13 protein-coding genes are annotated in these 14,910 nt (G+C 70.3%); 5 read left to right on the top strand and 8 right to left on the bottom strand.

Annotated elements, in window-relative coordinates:
* Positions 1-2 precede the first annotated feature (2 nt).
* Complete coding sequence (locus ADL12_RS24475) at positions 3-2,018, bottom strand: GDSL-type esterase/lipase family protein (protein WP_062705177.1); 2,016 nt, start codon at positions 2,016-2,018, stop codon at positions 3-5.
* A gap of 312 nt (positions 2,019-2,330) precedes the next feature.
* On the opposite strand from ADL12_RS24475, the gene tgmA reads away from it, so the two are divergent.
* Genes tgmA through ADL12_RS24455 form a run of 4 tightly spaced genes read left to right on the top strand, consistent with a single transcriptional unit; the run spans position 2,331 to position 5,005 of the window.
* Positions 2,331-2,522, top strand: coding sequence for a putative ATP-grasp-modified RiPP (gene tgmA / locus ADL12_RS24470; protein ID WP_062705175.1), 192 nt, complete (start codon positions 2,331-2,333; stop codon positions 2,520-2,522).
* A 14-nt stretch (positions 2,523-2,536) separates the two neighbouring features.
* Positions 2,537-3,493, top strand: coding sequence for an ATP-grasp ribosomal peptide maturase (gene tgmB / locus ADL12_RS24465; protein ID WP_062705173.1), 957 nt, complete (start codon positions 2,537-2,539; stop codon positions 3,491-3,493).
* A 47-nt stretch (positions 3,494-3,540) separates the two neighbouring features.
* The gene (locus ADL12_RS24460) at positions 3,541-3,750 is read left to right on the top strand and encodes an MbtH family protein (protein WP_062705171.1); all 210 of its coding nucleotides are present in this window, start codon (positions 3,541-3,543) and stop codon (positions 3,748-3,750) included.
* 28 nt (positions 3,751-3,778) lie between these two features.
* Complete coding sequence (locus ADL12_RS24455) at positions 3,779-5,005, top strand: cytochrome P450 (RefSeq protein WP_062705168.1); 1,227 nt, start codon at positions 3,779-3,781, stop codon at positions 5,003-5,005.
* A gap of 6 nt (positions 5,006-5,011) precedes the next feature.
* Here the strand turns inward: ADL12_RS24455 and ADL12_RS24450 are convergent, their stop codons facing one another.
* From ADL12_RS24450 to ADL12_RS24435, 4 genes are read right to left on the bottom strand one after another with little or no spacing between them, the layout of a single operon-like run.
* A complete protein-coding gene (locus ADL12_RS24450) occupies positions 5,012-5,878 on the bottom strand; it encodes a sugar phosphate isomerase/epimerase family protein (protein ID WP_062705166.1) in 867 nt (288 codons plus the stop codon).
* Positions 5,875-6,891, bottom strand: a complete 1,017-nt coding sequence (locus ADL12_RS24445; protein WP_062705164.1) for a Gfo/Idh/MocA family oxidoreductase — start codon at positions 6,889-6,891, stop codon at positions 5,875-5,877. The genes ADL12_RS24450 and ADL12_RS24445 overlap by 4 nt, the downstream gene beginning before the upstream one ends.
* Positions 6,892-6,929: 38 nt before the next feature.
* Positions 6,930-8,354 (bottom strand): sugar porter family MFS transporter, encoded by a 1,425-nt coding sequence (locus ADL12_RS24440; RefSeq protein ID WP_062705161.1) that lies wholly within the window; start codon positions 8,352-8,354, stop codon positions 6,930-6,932.
* Between the two features lie 11 nt (positions 8,355-8,365).
* Positions 8,366-9,325 (bottom strand): TIM barrel protein, encoded by a 960-nt coding sequence (locus tag ADL12_RS24435; protein ID WP_062705159.1) that lies wholly within the window; start codon positions 9,323-9,325, stop codon positions 8,366-8,368.
* 211 nt (positions 9,326-9,536) lie between these two features.
* Between ADL12_RS24435 and ADL12_RS24430 the strand changes: the two genes are divergently transcribed.
* Positions 9,537-10,538 carry a LacI family DNA-binding transcriptional regulator gene (locus ADL12_RS24430; protein WP_062705157.1) on the top strand — a complete coding sequence of 334 codons (1,002 nt, stop codon included), beginning with the start codon at positions 9,537-9,539 and terminating at the stop codon, positions 10,536-10,538.
* 99 nt (positions 10,539-10,637) lie between these two features.
* Here the strand turns inward: ADL12_RS24430 and ADL12_RS24425 are convergent, their stop codons facing one another.
* The 3 genes from ADL12_RS24425 to ADL12_RS24415 all read right to left on the bottom strand — a co-directional run bounded on the left by ADL12_RS24425 (position 10,638) and on the right by ADL12_RS24415 (position 14,848).
* Complete coding sequence (locus ADL12_RS24425) at positions 10,638-11,642, bottom strand: substrate-binding domain-containing protein (RefSeq protein ID WP_062705155.1); 1,005 nt, start codon at positions 11,640-11,642, stop codon at positions 10,638-10,640.
* Between the two features lie 325 nt (positions 11,643-11,967).
* Positions 11,968-13,383, bottom strand: a complete 1,416-nt coding sequence (locus ADL12_RS56740) for a C40 family peptidase (protein ID WP_062705153.1) — start codon at positions 13,381-13,383, stop codon at positions 11,968-11,970.
* A gap of 406 nt (positions 13,384-13,789) precedes the next feature.
* Positions 13,790-14,848 carry an NAD-dependent epimerase/dehydratase family protein gene (locus ADL12_RS24415; RefSeq protein WP_062705260.1) on the bottom strand — a complete coding sequence of 353 codons (1,059 nt, stop codon included), beginning with the start codon at positions 14,846-14,848 and terminating at the stop codon, positions 13,790-13,792.
* Between the last annotated feature and the right edge of the window lie 62 nt (positions 14,849-14,910).

Raw genomic sequence — 14,910 nt, 5'->3', positions numbered from 1 at the left:
GGTCAGCTGCCGATTCTCGCTGCGATGATCGGTGCCAGGCGGTCGGCGATGACGCGATGGCCCTGGTCGTTCGGGTGGACGGAGTCCGTCAGGTCGCCGGAGCCCAGCCAGCCCGTCGTGTCGACGAACGAGACCCGGGTGTCGCCGCCGTCGACGGCCGCCTTGACGGCCGCTTCGGTCTGCGGGACGTAGCGGCCGCGGAAGGTCTCCAACGCGAAGATCCAGGCCCTGGGGTAGGCGGCTCGGACCTTGCGCAGCAGGCTGGTGTACGCCGACTGGAACTGTGCGGAGCTGACGCCGTGGCCCACGTCGTTGGTGCCCAGGTTGATGACGACGGCGTCCGCCTGGTAGCGGGAGAATTCCCAGTCCGGGGTGGGCGCGTTGGGATTGAGCCGGGTGAACTGCTGCTCCAGGCCCACGCATCCGTCCGCCGCGGCGACCAGACAGGCGCCGCCCTGGGCGATCTGTGTGTGCTCCGTACCGAGCCGTTCGCCGATCAGCCAGCCGTACGCGGTACGGGCGTTCTGCGAGGTCGTGGTGCCGACGGTGATGGAGTCCCCGACGAACTCGATCAGCTTGGCCGGTGCCTGCGGCGCGAACGTCGTCGCGCCACTGTCGAGGGCCAGCCCTTGGAAGACGGCGTCACCGCGATAGGAGCCGGCCACCACCTGGTAGTTGACCTGGAGCGTGTGGTTGCCGGAAGCCAGCGGTGACGGGGTGAGGTCCACCGTGCCCTTGACGTCGTCGTAGAACTTCACCGGCCCGTTGTCGATGCGCGCCCAGAAGTCGATGGTGTTCCGCTGCTTCAGCTTGACCGTCCGGCCGGTGAACCCGACCCGGTAGTACGCGCCGGCCCAGTACGGGGTGTAGAGGGTGCTGGAGCTGCGGGTGTCCCAGCGGCCGACGAACTTGATGTTGGGGTCGCCGGGCTGGCCGGGAGCGGCCGCCTTGGTGGACACGGGGGTGGCGGTGCGCAGTTGGGCGGCGATGACGGGCGCCAGGCGGCCGGCGAACTTGGTGTGCCCCGCCTCGTTGGGGTGGCCGTTGCCGTCCTCGTAGTCGGTGCCGTCGGTGAGCCAGCCCGTGGTGTCGACGTAGTGCACCCTGGCGTCACCGGAGCCGTTGCGGGCGCTCACGGCGGCCCTGGTCTCCGTCACGTAGCGCTTCTTGAGCGTCTGCACGGCGAAGAGGTGCGCCTCGGGGTGCTTGGCGCGCAGGTCGCTCAGGAACTTGGTGTACGCCGACTGGAAGGCGGAGCCGGACACGCCGTGGCCGATGTCGTTGGTGCCCAGGTTGATGACGACCGCGCTCGCCCCGTAGCGGGAGAAGTCCCAGCCCTGGTCGCCGGTGCTGCCGGTCCTGAAGTACTGGCTGCTCAGGCCCGTACAACCGGACTGGGCGACGAGGCAGTAGCCCGCCCGGGCGATCCGGGTGTGCCGCAGGCCCAGCCGCTCGCCGGTCTTCCAGGCGTACGAGTCGAGCGCCAGCCGGTCGGTGAGGGCGCCGGCGGTGATGGAGTCCCCGACGAACTCGACCAGCCCTGACGGCATGGTCGGACTGACCGTCCGCGCGCCGGAGTCCAGCACCAGGCCCTGGAAAACGGTGTCGCCGGAGCGGTAGGAGATCCGCAGGGTGTGGGTGCCGGGGGACAGGGGCTGGGGCGTGAGGTTCACCGTCCCGCGGACGCCCGCGTGGAAGACGTCGGCTCCGCCGTCGATGCTCGCGTAGAAGTTGACCGCGTCCCTCGCCCTGACTTTCACCGTGGTGCCGGTGAAGGCCGTCTGGAGGTACGCGCCGGACCAGTGGGGCACGGCGCCCGTGCCTGAACTCGTGTCCCAGCGACCCACGTAGGCGATGTTGGGGTCGGACACCGAGCCGTCACCGGCCGCTGCCCGCGCCGGTGAGCCGCCCGCCCAGGACAGCGACAGCAGGCAGGCGACGAGCGCGGCGGTGACGAGGGCGGAAAGGGCGCGTCTGGGGCGGCGTAGGAGGAGGGGGTGGGGGGTGGTGGTCTGCACAGGGGATCCCTTTCACGTGTGGGGGTTGGGAGCGCTCCCATGAAGAACGGCTTTCTGAGAGAAGCAATGAAACGGTTCAGCGTCAAGGAGTCGCGTGTGCACGGGAGGGGCCGAGCGTGAGGGTGCGGTCACCTCCTGTGGCTCGTGTGACAGATGTGACGGTCCATCCGATGGATGGCTCGTGGGGAAGGTGCACGCGAGTCGTGCAGTTGATGTGACGACCTTCACCCCGATGTGGCTGAAAGTGATGAATTCCTTACGCAAGAAGCGCGTAAGGGACGGTAATGCAGACAACGTCCGTGGAGGTTTCGAGTGCGACCGTTCACCCTCAACTACGCCTTTCCCCGAGGGCTTCCGAACGCGGTGACGCCGTATCACTTCGACCCGGCCCGCCAGTTGAACGTGCTGCCCGACGGCCGCCCCGCCGTCAGTGACCCGGACCTCCTGCTCGCGGTCGGCACGACGACGTCCACGGCCGGATCCGCGACCCACTTCGACGACTGACGATCCGTGCGCGAATGACCGTACTGATCCTGACGTCCGAAGAGGACGTGACCGCCGACATGGTGGTGGCCAGGCTGCATGGGACAGGGACTCCCGTGATGCGGCTGGACCCCGCCGACCTGCCGGGCAAGGCCGTGCTGTCCGCCGACTTCGCCCATGGTGACTTCGACGGGCACCTGTCGGTCAACGGACATGTGCTCAGCATGGGAGGCCTGCGCTCCATATGGGTGCGCAGGCCCGGCGAACCGGCCGCGTACGCCGAGCATTCCTCACCGTGGCTGACCGCCGAGACCAGGCAGGCGCTGTACGGGATGCTCCACTCCGCCGCCGCGCGATGGATGAACCATCCGCGCAACGCCGACCAAGCTCGGCTGAAACCCTGGCAGTTGAGGGTCGCCCACCTCAGCGGCTTCGCCGTACCGCCGACGGTCTTCACCACGTCACCCCGGCTGGCGCGGGAGTTCGCCGAGGAGTACCGGGACGTGGTGGTGAAGTCGGCGTCAGGGCCGCCGCCCGGTGACCCCGGGCTGGCCCTGCCCACCACCCTCGTCGGCCCCGGCGCGGACTTCTCCGCCGTCGCGGCCGGGCCCGCGCTGCTGCAGCGGTACGTACCCAAGCGGGCGGACATCCGGCTGACCAGTGTCGGCACCCGGCTGTTCGCCGCGCGGAAGACCGCCGAACCCGGGCAGGTCGACGGACGCTACGGCGACACCGGGCACGCCTGGGAGCCGGTCCCGGTCCCCGAGCGCATCGGCAAGTCGGTGCACGAGTACGTCACCCTCGCCGGACTGGCGTTCGCCGCCTTCGACTTCGCCGAGGACGAGGACGGCATCTGGTGGTTCCTGGAGTGCAACCAGGGCGGCCAGTTCGGCTTCGTGGAACTGGAGACCGGGCAGCCGATCTCGGAGGAGGTCGCCCTGTGGCTGGCACAGCGCAGGGCGGACCGCCGCTCTCCCGAGAGCCGCCGGTGAGTCAGTCGTCGTCAGTCGCCGGAGCCGCTCACGAGGCGGTCGGTGACATGGCGCAGGAATCCGGCCGCGGTGCCGCCGTCGCGCACCCGGTGGTCGAAGGTGAGCGACAGCACTCGCTGTGGCCCGCCTTCGCCGAGGTGCCGGCCGGCTGGACCGTCGTCCGCGGTGCCGCCGGACGCCAGTCCTGCCTGGACTACGTTGAGAGGCACTGGACCGACATGCGTCCGAAGAGCCTCATCCGGGCCATGGGCGCATAGGGACAGCGGAAGCACGGGAGGAAACGGGATGACCACACGGCGGACGATCGCGCCGGAAGAGCTCGACACGCTGAACCTGGCCGATCCGCGGCTGCACGCCGAGAGCGACCTGTCCGCCGTGTGGCGCCACTTGAGGGAGCACCGGCCGGTCCACTGGAACCCGGCCACCGACACGGCCCCCGGCTTCTGGGCGGTGACCCGGCACGCCGACGTCACCTCCGTGTACCGCGACAGCGCACGCTTCACCTCCGAGGGCGGCAACGTCCTGGAGACGCTGCTCGCCGGCGGCGACTCCGCGGCCGGCCGGATGCTCGCCATCACCGACGGGGCGAGGCACGCCGGGCTGCGCCGCGTCCTGATGTCGGCGTTCTCGCCGCGGGTCCTGGAGCCGATCGTGGAGAGCGTGCGGCGCACGGTGACCCGGCTGCTGGGGGACGCCCTGGAGAAGGGGACCTGCGACTTCGCCGCCGACGTGGCGGCCGGCATACCATTGGGCTCCATCTGCGACCTGCTCGGCGTACCCGACCGCGACCGGGCCTACGTGCTGAGCCTCACGTCGTCGGCGCTGGGCTCGCACGAGGCGGACAGTACGGCCGCCGATGCCTGGATCGCCAAGAACGAGATCCTGCTCTACTTCGCCAACCTCGCCCGTGACCGGCGCGACAGCGGCCACGCGGACATCATCGCGCTGCTGGCGGGCAGCGAGGTGAACGGGCTGCCGCTGGACGACGACGAGATCATGCTCAACTGCTACAGCCTGATCCTCGGTGGCGACGAGACGGCCCGCCTGTCCATGGTCGGTGCCGCCCTCGCCCTGCTGGACCACCCCGACCAGTGGCAGGCTCTCAAGCGCGGCGACGCCGGGATCGACACCGCCGTCGAGGAGATCCTGCGCTGGACGACCCCCGCCCTGCACTCGGGGCGCACCGCGACGACCGACACCGAGGTCGGCGGCCACCCGATCAAGGCGGGGGAGATCGTCACCGTCTGGAACGCCTCCGCCAACCACGACGAGAGGATCTTCGACGCCCCCGGCGAACTGCGCCTGGACCGCACCCCCAACAAGCACGTCACCTTCGCCTACGGCCCGCACTTCTGCCTCGGCGCCTACCTGGCCCGGGCGGAGATCGGCGCCGTACTGGCGGGACTGCGCGACCTGGTGGCGGAGATGGAGCAGACGGGCCCGGCGAAGCCCGTCTACTCCAACTTCCTCAGCGGCCCGAGCGCACTGCCACTCGCCCTGAAGGCCGCCTGAACTCCCCTACTCGGCCAGCTCCTTGCGGATGCGGTCCAGCATGAATGCCGAGGACTCCTCGGCCCGTTCCTCCCAGGCGAAGACGCAAGCCGTGGCGACGCCGTCGAAGTTCAGCTCGCGCAGGGTGCCGAAGAACGCGTCCCAGTCGACCTCGCCCTGCCCGATGTCCAGGTGCTGGTGGATGCGGGCCGGGGTGCCGGGCGGGTTGAGGATGTAGCGCAGGCCCGACGATCCCTTGTGGTTGAAGGAGTCGGCGATGTGCACGTGCTGGAGCTTGTCGCCGGCGTAGCGCATCATCGCCGCGATGTCCGCCGTCGGGTCCGCGCCCGACAGGTGGAAGGAGTGCGGGGCGCAGTAGAGGTAGTTCACCCACGGTTTGTTGATCGCGCGGACCAGGTCGACCGCGGGGGTGTTCTCCTCGCAGAAGTCGTCCGGGTGCGCCTCCAGGTTCAGAGCGATGCCTTCGCGCTCGAACACCGGGAGCAGTTCCTCCAGCGAGCGCCAGAAGGCCGCCTCGCTCTCGGCGGCGCGCTCGGGGCGGCCGTTGAACTCCGAGTTCATCAACGGACATCCGAGATCGGCGGTGATCTCGATCATCCGCTTCCAGTAGCGGACGGCGGCCTGCCGCTCGGTCTCGTCCGGCGAGGACCACTTGTACAGCGGCAGCACGGAGGACAGCTGTACGCCGTGCGTGCGCAGGGAGTTCTTCAGCTCGGCGATCCGCCCGTCGTCCGCCCGTGGGTGCAGGAAGAACGGCATGAAGTCGTCGCGGGGCGACAACTCGATGTAGTCGTAGCCGAGTTCGGCGACCGTGCGCACCATCGCGTCGATGGGGAGCGCGCGGAACATGTACGGGTCGAGGGCGATCTTCACGCGGCACCTCCGTAGAGTGCGGGGCGGGGCTTGAGGTCGGTGGCGACTACGCGGCCCGACTCCAGGGCCTCGACGGTCGCGCTGGTGATGACGGTGGCGGCATAGCCGTCCCACGCCGAGGGTCCGGTGGGTTCGCTGCCGGCGGCGACGCCCGCGATCCACTCGCGGAACTCGGTGTCGAAGGCGTCCGCGAAACGGGCCACCCAGTCCGTGAGCACCTCCGTGCTGTGCTGTCCCGCGCTGCGCAGGCCGACCGAGGCCGGGTCGGGCAGCCGGACCAGCCCCTCCTCGCCGACCGCCTCGCACTGGATGTCGTAGCCGTACTGGCAGTTGACGAAGACCTCCAGATCGATGCGGACGCCCCTGGCGGTCTCGAAGAGCATGATCTGCGGGTCCTTGAGGTGGGCGAACCGCTTGCTCGTGGCGCGCGGGGTGACCACCTGGGTGGAGACGATCTCGTCGTCCAGCAGCCAGCGCAGCACGTCCACCTCGTGCACCGCCGTGTCCAGGGCGGCCATGGAGGAGGTGTACGACTCGGGGACGGTCGGGTTGCGGTGGGCGCAGTGCACGATCAGCGGCTCACCGATGCGACCGGAGTCGATGACCTGCTTCATCTTCCGGTAGCCGGTGTCGTAGCGGCGCATGAAGCCGACCTGGACCAGGCGGCGACCGAGTGCCGTCTCGGCCTCGACGATCCTCAGGCAGTCCTCGGCGGTCGTGGCGAGCGGCTTCTCGCAGAACACCGGTTTGCCGGCGGCTGTCGCGTTCAGTACGTGCTCGGCATGGGTCGGGCCCCAGGACGTCACGAGGACGGCGTCCACGTCGTCCGCCGCGATCAGGGCCGCGCCGTCGGGCAGCACCCGGGCACCGACCGGCGCCGCTGCCTCCGCGGCGCGGGCGGCGTCGATGTCGGTGACCGCGGTGACGCGGGCGCCTGTGACGGTGTCGGTGAGGCGCCGGATGTGTTCCTTGCCGATCCAGCCGGCGCCGATGACGCCTACACGTACGGTCATGTTGGAGTCCTTAGAACAGGGAGAGTGGAAGCAGAGGGTCAGGAGAAGCGCGCCCGGAGTTCGGCCTCGAGGGTTTCGAGCGAGCGGCCCTTCGTCTCGGGGACGTAGCGCTTCACGAAGGCGAGCGAGAAGACACCCGCCACCACGAACAGGAAGAAGGTGTGGGAGATCCCGATACCGGAGACCAGCGACGGGAAGACCAGTCCGATCACGAAGTTGGTCAGCCACAGCACCACGGCCGCCACACCCATCCCGAAGCCGCGCATCCGCATCGGGAAGATCTCCGACAGCATCAGCCACGTCACCGGCGAGATCGCGCCCTGCTGGAAGGCGAGGAAGGTGACGGTCATGGCGAGCACGGCGTAGGCCCGGCCGTCGCCGGACGGCAGCACCAGCGAGAAGATCCCGATCAGCAACAGGGCTGCCGTGGTGCCGATCTGACCGGTCATCAGCATGGGGCGGCGGGCGACACGGCCGAGCAGCCAGATACCCACGAAGGTGGCCAGCACCGAGATCACCCCGTTGGCGATGTTCGCGGTGAGCGCGCTGTCCGCGGCGAAGCCGGCGTCGGTGAGGATCTGGGTGCCGTAGTACATGATCGTGTTGACGCCGGTGATCTGCTGCACGATGGCGATGCCGAAGCCGATGAACATCAGCTTGCGCACCCAGGGCGTGGCCTTCATGTCCTGCCAGCCGCCGAGCTTCTCCTGGTCCTCCTTCACGGCGAGCGCGGACACCTCCGCGAGCTCGGCCTCGGCGCGCTGCTGCGACCTGACCTGCTTGAGCACGTCCAGGGCCTCGGTGAAGCGGGTTTTGGAGGCGAGCCAGCGCGGGCTCTCCGGCATGATGAGCATGCCGAACCAGAGCACGACGGCCGGGACGGTGGCGATCACCAGCATCCAGCGCCACACCCCGCCGGACTCGCCGCCCACCTGGGCGATGATCGCGTTGGAGGTGAACGCCAGCAACTGACCGCTGACGATCATCAGTTCGTTACGGGTGACCAGTGCGCCGCGCCGCTCGGCGGGCGAGACCTCGGCGAGGTAGACCGGCACGGTCACCGAGGCGCCGCCGACCGCGAGGCCGAGCACGAACCGGGCGACGACCATGACCGCGGTCGTGGGTGCCAGCGTGCAGCCGAGCGCGCCGATGAAGAACAGCACCGCGAGCGTGAGGATCGTACGGCGCCGTCCGCGCGCGTCCGACAGCCGCCCGCCGGTCACCGCGCCGAGCGCGGCACCGAGGAGGAGCGAGCTGGTGACCATGCCCTCGGTGACCGGGGTCAGGCCCAGGTCGTCGGTCATGTACGGCAGGGCGCCGTTGATGACGCCGGTGTCGTAGCCGAAGAGCAGTCCGCCGAAGGTGGCGATGACGGTGATGAGCCGCAGCCTGCGGGAGACAGCCGGCGGGGCGTCGTCCGTGACGGGGGAGGGGGTCTGTGTCGCGTCGTCCTTGACGTCCATGGGCCGTCTCCTCACTGGTCGCGCGTCGTGAGCGTGGGGCGCCGGGTCCCCGTAAGGCCGCAGCCCGCCAGGTGCTCACGCGTGCTCACGGCGATGGGGAGCGGCGTGTCGGGCGCGCACGGGTACAGGTCCTGCTCGACGATCACGAACAACTCGGCGTCCAGCTGGGCGAGTTCGGCCACCACATCGGCGGGCTTCGGCACACCGGCCGGGGGCGAGACGCACACGCCGCGCTTGACGGCCTCGCCGAACGACAGGCCCTCCGCGGCGACCTGGGCGAGGATCTCCGGGTCCATCTGCTTGATGTGCACGTACCCGACGCGCTCGCCGAAGCGCCGGATCAGATCGAGGTTGTCGCCGCCGCCGTAGGCGACGTGCCCGGTGTCCAGGCACAGGTTGGTGTAGCGGGAGTCGGACTCGTTGAGCAGCCGCTCGATCTCCGGCTGGGTCTGGAGGTGGCTGTCGGCGTGTGGGTGGATGACGAGGCGTACGTCGTACTCGTCGAGGAGCAGCCTGCCGAGCCGGTCGGCGGACTTGCCGAAGCCCGCCCACTGCTCGGCGGTCAGCTCCGGCGGCTCGGTGAACGCGCCGGTCTTCTCGTCCCGGTACATGGGCGGGATGAGGACCAGGTGATGGGCGCCCGCGGCGGCGGTCAGCTCCGCGACCTGGCGGACATGGGCGAGCATCCCGTCCCACGCCTCGGGCCGGTGCAGGGCGCCGAAGGCGGTGCCACCGGAGACCTGGAGGCCGCGGGCCTCCAGTTCCCCCTTGAGCTGCTGCGGGTCGGTGGGGAGGTAGCCGTACGGCCCGAGCTCCAGCCACCGGTAACCCGCCCGGGCCAGCTCGTCGAGGAAGCGGGTGTACGGGACCTGCTGCTCGTCCTCGGGGAACCAGACGCCCCAGGAGTCGGGGGCCGAGCCCAGGCACAGGTTGCCCGCGGTGGTGCGGAGCGAGGTTGGCACCGTTGCCATGACGTGTCCTTCGGGATGGGGACGGAAGTCAGTGGACGTATCCACACATCGTCTGTCGCGCTCTACTAGCGCGCTCTAGTGCGAGTACGATGACCCTGATCCAAATGTCATGTCAATAGCTTGTTGCCGGGAGATTTCGAGACCGGGCTAAGGTGATCCGCGTCGAAGGGTGGGTTCACAGGTGGATGCTTCGGGCAGGCAGCGGCCCACGATGGCGGACGTCGCCGAGAAGGCGGGCGTGTCCCGAGCGCTCGTCTCGATCATCTTCCGCGACCTGCCGGGTGCTGGCCGCGAGACCCGCGAGCGGGTTCTGCGCGTCGCCGACGAGATCGGCTACCGCCCCGACAACGCGGCCCGGCTGCTCGCCCGCGGCCGCAGCCGCACCCTCGGCGTGATGTTCACCGTCCACCAGTCCTTCCACATGGACCTCATCGCCGGCATCTACCCCGAGGCCGAGCGGCTCGGCTACGACGTCCTGCTCTCCGCCGCCGCCCAGGGCCGCAGCGAGGAAAAGGCGGTCGAGGCACTGCTCGGCCACCGCTGCGAGGCGGTGATCCTGCTCGGCCCCGACGCGGATCCCGCCTACCTCGACGAACTCGGACGCCGTACCGTCACCGTCTCGGTCAGCCGCCGGGTGCCCCAGGCGCGCGTGGACTTCGTGCACAGCGCCGAGGGCAAGGGCGCACGGCAGGCCATGGACCACCTCGTGGAACTGGGCCACCGCCGGATCGTGCACATCGACGGCGGGCGCGGCCCCGGCTCGGCCGAGCGGCGGCGCGCGTACCGGGCCGCGATGCGCCGGCACGGGCTGGAGGCCGAGCAGCGGGTGATCCCCGGCGCGCACACCGAGGACTCGGGCATCGAGACAGGCCGGCTGCTGCTGGCCGAGCGCGACCAGGGGCTGCCCCTGCCCACGGCGGTCCTCGCGGGCAACGACCGTTGTGCGATGGGCCTGTTGATGACCCTGACGCGGGCGGGCGTCGACGTCCCGCGCGACCTGTCCGTGGTCGGCTACGACGACAGTCATCTCTCTCACCTGATGCCGATCGGCCTGACCACCGTCCGCCAGGACGCGGTCCTCATGGCCGAGAACGCGGTCCGCTTCGCCGTGGACCGGCTTCAGAACCCGGAACTGGAGCCCCGCGAGGCCGTACTGGACCCCAAGCTCGTCGTCCGGGGCAGCAGCGGGCCGGCCCCGCAGGAGCCGGCGTGAGAATGGACAGCGGCGAGGAACCGGCCTGGCAGCGAACAGCGGCGAGGTCGGCCGCGCCCCGTCGCGGCCACGGCCGACCCCGCCTGTCCATGGATGCGCCTAGCGCGTGCCCTTGGCCGCGAACTCCGCGACCGCGTCGACGTTGTCCTTGGTGATGAACGCGGGCCCGGTCAGCACCGGAGCGGTGCCGCCTCCGCTGAAGTTGCCGTTGGTCTTGTACAGCCACAGCGAGTCGACCGCCAAGTAGCCCTGCAGATACGGCTGCTGGTCCACGGCGAACTCGACCTTGCCGTCCTGGACGGCTGAGACCAGCGCCTTGTTGAGGTCGAAGGTCGCGACCTTGGCCTTGGCGCCCGTGTCGGACACCGACTGCACGGCGGTCAGTGCGAAGGGGGCGCCGAGGGTGACCACCTGGTCGATGGAGGAGTCCTGCTGCAGCTTGGCGGTGATCGTCGACTTCACGGACGGCATGTCGGTGCCGTTGACGTAGAGGATGTCCGTCTTGCCCTTGAACCCCTTCTTCAGACCGGCGCAGCGGGCCTCCAGCGCGACATGGCCCTGCTCCTGGATGACGCAGAGGGCGTGCTCGGCGCCGGTTTCGTTGAGCCGCTCACCGAAGGCCTCGCCGGCGATGTTCTCGTCCTGCCCGAAGTACTCGAGCATGCCGAGGTCCTTCCAGTTGTCCAGGCCCGAGTTGAAGCCGACGACGGGGATGCCGGCGGCGGTGGCCTTGGCGACGACGGCCTTCATGGCGCTCGGCTTGGCTGCGGTGAGGGCGATGCCGTCGACCTTCTGGTCGATGGCGTTCTGCACCAGGTTGGCCTGGTTGCCCGCGCTGGGGTCGTTGGAGTAGACGAGCTTGATGTTGTCCTTGGCGGCGGCGGCCTCGGCTCCCTTGCGGATCAGGTCCCAGAAGGTGTCGCCGGGGGCCGCGTGGGTGATCATGGCCACGGTCATCCGGGGTGTGGTGGCCTTGCCCGCCGAGGCGTCCGCGGCGCCTTCCTCGGAGTCCTTACCGCCGGAGCTGCTGGAGCAGCCCGCGGCGAACAGGACGCCGGCCACGGCGGTGGCGGTCAGAGCGGCGGCTCGGTGGTGTCTGCGCATGTCCCATGCACCTCGCTGTGCTGATCAGGGCGGGTTTTCAGGTGGGGGGAGGGTCACGGGTCACCGCCCGTCGGATACGGCTGGAGCGCGTTACTAGCGCGCTCTAGTGGCACGTACTATGCGGTCGCCCGGAGGTGGGTGTCAATGGGCTTGTCAGGACGTATCGACAAAGCCGAGGTGGAAGGGGCGTCGCGGTGGGCGTCGCGGTGGGCGTCGCCAACGGCGTCGCGATCGGCTTCACCGTCGGGGAAACGCGAAGCCGCCCCGCCTCTCGGAGGCGGGGCGGCGGACGACCGACGCTTCGGTCAGGATGCGTTCCGAGCGGTCAGGCCGGGCGTATCACGCTGTGGATCGCCGACTCACCGGCGTAGTCGATCGGCTCCTCGCGTATGACCCGTCCCGGACCGGGGGCGTGGATCATCATGCCGTTTCCGGAGTAGATGCCGACGTGGCCGATGTGGAAGAGGACCAGGTCGCCGGGCTCGGCATAGGTGAGGGCGATGCCCCGGCCTGCGGTCGCCTGCTCCTGCGGGGTGCGGGGGAGCGTGATGCCGGCGGCCCTCCAGGCGGCCTGGGCGAGGCCCCCGCCGTCGTACGCGTCCGGGCCTGTCGTCCCCCACACGCAGGGCTTGCCGATCTGGGCGCGGGCGAAGTCCAGTGCCCGCGTGGCTCGGGTGTCCTGAGGGGCGGTGGTGGCGGTGACGGTGGTGAGGGCGGTGCTCGTGTCGAAGGACTGACCGGTGGTGTAGGTCTGGCCGGTGTCCAGGACCTGACTCGCGGCGGCGGTCTGGTCGGCGGTGGCGGAAGGGGTGTAGGCGGGCTGAACTGCCGTGCCGGACCAGGCTGTTGTGCCCGCCGGGACCGGGGTCAGGTCGGACGCGCCGAGGTCCTGCAGTGCCTGCCACTGTGTCTCGGCCGAGGGCTGGACCGGGGCCGGTGTGGCGCTCCAGGTGTCGGCGGCCGGGGCCTGGCCCAACGGGGTCTCGAGGGGCGTGAGTTCCGTGTTCTGCCGCACGGTGTACGCGGACAGCAGCTCGCGGGCGCGGTCGAGCTTGCGCTGGTTCTGCTCCTTGGTCGTCCGGAGGGGGGACCGCTGAGGGTCGGCCGTCGGGGCGGGCGGGGCAGGCAGTGCTTCGGGGGCGGGAGGCAGGGCGGCGATCGGGCCGGCGGCCAGCTCCGCCATGGGTGCCGTTCCGGCCCCGGCTGCCGGGAGCTTGGCGACGGGTGCGGCCGGTAGCGCGGCGACGGCTCCAGCGGGCAGCTCCAGGGCGGCGCGGCCGGACGGCTCCCGTCCCCCGTCGGTGAGGCCCTCCAGCGTGCGCTCCGCCGACCGGGCGGGCCGTGCCACGGTGGGACGGTCCGGCACTCTGTCCCTCGGCAGCGTGGCCGGGACGGTCGGGCCCAGCTTCGAGCGGGCGTCGTCGAACCACTGCCGGGCGACATGGTCGAGTGCGGGGTCGCTCCGCCTGCTCTCCTCGCTCCGTGCACTGGCGGCCTCGCCGGCGGGCCTGCGTCCGGGGTCCGTAGGCCCGCCGGCGCGCTTGCGCGGTCCTGTCGTCGCCGCGCGGGTGGCGTTGAAGGTGCCGGTGTCGGACTCGGCCTGGTCGTACAGGGAGCTGACCCGTCGGCTGACTTCCTCGCGGCTCGGGGCCTCGTCCCCTGCGGAGGGGGTGGCGTTGGCCGTCTGGGCGAGCAGGGCCACAGAGGTGAGGGCCGCCGACGCGAGTGCGGAATTGCGCATACCGGGGAGGCTCAAAGCTCCCGGACGCGCGGTGCGTTCCGGCGCCATGGGCGACGTACTCCTTCCGTAATCCGCCTACCGAGTTAGCGGTGGGGGTCCCCCCAGGCCGTTCAGGCACTGGGGGAGGGTTCGGGCGGTCGGTTCCGGAAGGTGTGCCCTACGGCCCTTGCCCCGAAGGGAGGTTGGGCCGATTCACCCCAAGTTTCGGTTGGGTCCCCGGCTCCAGCGGCCCCTGGGGGTCCACCGGACTCGGCGGAGGCCGCACGTCCCGACGGGGTTCGCCGGAGGTCGTCGTGCGGCCTAGGCGTAACCTAGCCAACTTGTGTGACTCGCGTGAAGGTTGACGTGTGAAATGTCCGATACGTTTTTGTGACCTTCGACGCTCGGAGCGGACCGGTGGCCGGATTCACTTCGCGGCGCGTTGGCTCCGCCACGCCGCGTAGTGATCGAGGACCGTCTGCTCGATCGGGCGGTAGCTGATGCCGAGTTCGCTCACGCTCCGGCTGTTGTCCACCCGGAAGCGGATGCCGAGGTGCCCCCGGATGTAGTCCTGGGTCAGCCCGAAGGCCGGCCCGAGGATGCGTACCGGCCAGTGCGGGAGCGCGGTGCGCGGGAGGCGGAGGTCGCGGGGGTGGCGGGTCCGGAGGATGCGGGCCATCTCGTGGAAGGACGTCATGGTCGGGGCGGCGAGGATGTAACGGCCCTGCGCGTCCGGGTTCTCCGCGGCGGCGATGTGCGCGTCGGCCACCTCGCGGACGTCCACCGTGGTGAAGCTGAAGTCCGGGGCGCCGTAGAAGAAGTAGCCCTTGAACAGCTCCTCCAGCAGGAACAGACTGCCGGACTCAGAGGCGGGGGTGAGGGAAGGGCCGAGGATCAGGCCGGGGTTGACCGTCACCAGCCGCCAGCGCCCCTGGGCGGCCTCGGCGTCCCAGGCCGCGCGCTCCGCGACCGTCTTGGCGTAGTGGTAGGGGTTGTTCGCCACGGTGCTGGTGGTGTTGAAGTACCGCTCCGACAGCACGGCGTCGTCCATGGCCAGGACGTCCGCGTAGTCGCCGAAGATCGCGCCCACGGTGGAGGTGAGGACGAGCCTGTCGACCGTGGGCGTCCGCTCGACGGCCGCCAGCACGTTGCGCGTGCCGAGCAGGGCCGGGTCGACCATGTCCCGGCGGCCGTCCTTGATCTTCTCCGGCATACGGAACGGCGAGGCCACATGGAACACGACCCGGCAGCCGCTCATCGCCTCGTCGAAGGAGCCCTCCGTGAGCAAGTCCGCCTCGAACAGGGACAGTCGGCCGGGATGCGCCTCCTGCATCTCCCGCAGCGGGCGCACCTTCGCCGGGTCGGCGATGCTCCGCACGGTGCTGTGGACCTCGTACCCCCGCTCCAGAAGCCGCTTGACCAGATGGCTGCCGACGAACCCGCTGCCACCGGTGACCAACACGGTCTTCGAACCGACTGCGCCCACCGTCACTCCTTCTCCCACGCGGAAGCCGGTCGATCACGGTAGCGGCGGCACCGGTGCACGGC

The sequence above is a fragment of the Streptomyces regalis genome (assembly GCF_001509475.1).
In the GTDB taxonomy this organism is placed as follows: domain Bacteria; phylum Actinomycetota; class Actinomycetes; order Streptomycetales; family Streptomycetaceae; genus Streptomyces; species Streptomyces regalis.
This window is presented reverse-complemented; position numbering and strand designations above follow the sequence as displayed.